This window comes from Achromobacter sp. SIMBA_011 (genome assembly GCF_046535435.1).
In the GTDB taxonomy this organism is placed as follows: domain Bacteria; phylum Pseudomonadota; class Gammaproteobacteria; order Burkholderiales; family Burkholderiaceae_B; genus Achromobacter; species Achromobacter dolens.
On sequence record NZ_JAWRWN010000587.1, the window covers coordinates 1 to 266 of the forward strand.

Below are 266 nucleotides of genomic sequence, written 5' to 3' on the forward strand. Positions count from 1 at the left end.
GGTATTGCTGTGGGGATTCAGCAAGGCGTAGGTACTGTGAGTAAAGCAATGAATGCTGTTACTGACGCTATGTATATCAAACAAGAAGATTTAAACATCGCTTACGATGCTTCTATTACGAACAGTAAAATAGGAGCAGTTAAACATGAGTTAAGCGCAGAGCTTCAAAATATTGAACTGCCTGAGCAAGTTATTATAATAGAAATGGATAGTAAAAAGGTTGGTCAAGGTGTTGCAAAGCCAGTTGAAAACGAGCAGAAAAGAGC

The 266-nt window shown here is 38.7% G+C and carries 1 protein-coding gene; it reads left to right on the plus strand.

Annotated elements, in window-relative coordinates; all coding sequences use genetic code 11:
* On the plus strand, positions 1-266 hold a 266-nt coding region (locus SB816_RS32265), incomplete at both ends, for a hypothetical protein (protein ID WP_410548278.1).